Annotated in this window: 2 protein-coding genes; both read left to right on the top strand. The window is 61.4% G+C overall.

The window, feature by feature from the left end:
* The first annotated feature begins 107 nt into the window (after nucleotides 1-107).
* Nucleotides 108-971 (top strand): site-specific integrase, encoded by an 864-nt coding sequence (locus FHT71_RS31100; RefSeq protein WP_183723294.1) that lies wholly within the window; start codon nucleotides 108-110, stop codon nucleotides 969-971.
* A 4-nt stretch (nucleotides 972-975) separates the two neighbouring features.
* Nucleotides 976-2,163 (top strand): IS91 family transposase, encoded by a 1,188-nt coding sequence (locus tag FHT71_RS31095; protein WP_183723292.1) that lies wholly within the window; start codon nucleotides 976-978, stop codon nucleotides 2,161-2,163.
* Nucleotides 2,164-2,506 lie beyond the last annotated feature (343 nt).

The raw sequence follows: 2,506 nt of genomic DNA, 5'->3' as shown, positions 1-2,506 counted from the left end.
GATTGAACTAAGCCGCTAGTCGCGGCAATTGGTGCCCGCTTTGAGAGATGCCTCCTGTCTGAGAGGATTTGGGTGTTGCAAACCCACCCTTCAGACAGGAGATCCAGATGGCCGAGATGAGCCCTCTGCGTCGCCGGATGATCGAGGACATGACGGTCCGCAATCTTTCTCCGGCCACGCAGCAATCCTATCTTTATGCAGTCGCAAAGTTTAGCCGTCATTTCGGCCGATCACCGGATCGGCTCGGCCTAGACGAGGTCCACGCCTTCCAGGTCCACCTTGTGTCTACGGGCATATCCTGGTCCGGATTGAACCAGATCGTCTGCGCACTCCGGTTCCTCTATGGCGTAACGCTCGGCCAGAATACGATCCCGGAGCATATTCCGTATGCGCGCGAGCCTCGCCAGTTGCCGGTTGTTCTTTCGAGCGACGAGGTCGTCGAATTTCTGCAAGCCGTCTCCAGCTTGAAGGCGCGGGTAGCTCTGACAACGGCCTATGCCGCCGGTCTGAGGGTCTCGGAGGTCTGTGGTCTTCGCGCCAACGATATCGACAGTTCAAGGATGGTGATCCACATCACGCGCGGCAAAGGCGGCAAAGCCCGCTACGTCATGCTGTCCCCGGAACTGCTCGGTATCCTGCGCAGCTATTGGCGCTTGGCGCGGCCCAAGGACATTCTGTTTCCTGGGCGCGATCCTGACAAGCCGATCGAGCCGTGGGTGCTGCATTCCGCCTGCCGTTCGGCGGTTGCGGCGGCGGGTCTTTCCAAGCACGTCACCGTCCATACGCTGCGGCATTCCTTTGCCACTCACCTGCTCGAGAACGGGACCGATATCCGCATCATCCAGGTCCTGCTCGGCCACGCCCACCTCTCGACAACAGCGCGCTATACGCAGGTCTCCACCGACACGATCCGGTCGACGGCCAGTCCGCTCGATCGATTACGACTGGAGGTGACGCCGCCGGAATCGTAATCGGTTGCGCCCCACCTTCGAAGTCGCCGACATCTTTCGACGACATGGGAGTTCCTACAGGCGTGATAACGCCGGTCATCTTGGCCGCGGCGAGCGACGCGTCATGGGCGCGATCGAAGCCTGCCGGACGCCCAGGCTCGGCGGTCACGTCGATGCCTGCGACGATTGCGGCAGGACCCGCATCTCCTATAATTCCTGCCGCAATCGCCATTGCCCGAAGTGCCAAGGTGCGGCCCGCAAGGAGTGGGTCGATGCACGCGTCGCCGATCTGTTGCCGGTTTCGTACTTTCATGTGGTCTTCACGCTACCACCTGGCATCGCCGAGATCGCCTTTCACAACAAGGCGGTCGTCTATGCATTGCTGATGCGGATCGCAGCCCAGACGCTGCAGACCGTTGCCGCCGACCCCAAGCGGCTGGGCGCCGAGATCGGCATCGTCGCCGTGCTTCACACCTGGGGTCAGGCCATGACCCATCATCCCCATGTCCATTGCGTCGTGCCCGGCGGCGGTCTCTCGCCGGACAGGTCAAGGTGGGTCGCATGCCGGCCGGGCTTCTTTCTGCCCGTGCGCGTGCTGTCGCGCCTGTTTCGGCGGCTCTTTCTGACGGCTCTTGCTAGAGCCTTCGCTCACGGTGAACTCCGTTTCTCCAACGAACTCACCCATCTCAACGACGACGAGGCGTTCACCCGCCATCTCGCGCGTGCCCGCCGCGTCGAATGGGTCGTCTATTCGAAGCCACCGTTCGGCGGGCCGGACCAGGTGCTCGCCTATCTCGGCCGGTACACCCATCGTGTTGCCATCGCCAACAGCCGCATCGTCGATGTCGATAACGACCATGTTGCCTTCCGATGGAGGGACTACCGTGGCAATGGTCGCGACCGCGAGAAGATCATGCGCCTTGACCCGTGCGAGTTCATCCGCCGCTTTCTTCTTCACGTGCTTCCCGCCGGCTTCCACCGCATGCGTCACTTCGGCTTTCTCGCCAATAGCCAGCGACGGGATCATATCGGTCTCTGCAGGGAGCTCCTTGACCAGCCATCACCAGCAGAGGGGCAGCCGCAGGCCGGCAAGTCACAGCACGGGCAGTCCTATGAATGCCCCGACTGCCGGCGTCCCATGCACAGGACCGGCATCAACGTTGCGCCTGTTTCACCGCCGCGGCCATCATCTTTCCGGTGCGATACATCATGATGTCCAGCAAGCCGAACACTGGCCAATATCCCCACAAAACCAAGCGCCCCGCCGGCGCGCGACACCGCTTGGCCTTGGCCACACCGAAAGGCCGACAGTGTGCATTGAGAGCGCAAAAATCGCCGCCGATCGTTCGGCAAGCTGCCCGCGAAGGTCGTCAGATCAAGCCAAAATTCGCTAATGCGACCGCCGCACATGACGAATTCGCTATCGTCGTCAAACAGCGTGCTCTACTATTCCCATAACAGCGGCAAACAACCCGCGCCTTACTTCAATCCGGCTTATGTGAGGTCGCTCGAGCTCGCCGCGACGACGGATGCGACCTCACATAACCCTCCAGATT

This window comes from Rhizobium sp. BK060, assembly GCF_014193145.1.
Classification (GTDB): domain Bacteria; phylum Pseudomonadota; class Alphaproteobacteria; order Rhizobiales; family Rhizobiaceae; genus Rhizobium.
The sequence above is the reverse complement of the archived record's forward strand: the minus strand, read 5'-3'. Positions and strand labels throughout refer to the sequence as shown.

What these genes read in the sequence shown, in the direction of transcription:
- FHT71_RS31100 (WP_183723294.1), top strand. Translation starts at nt 108, where the DNA reads ATGGCCGAGATGAGCCCTCTGCGTCGCCGGATGATCGAGGACATGACG.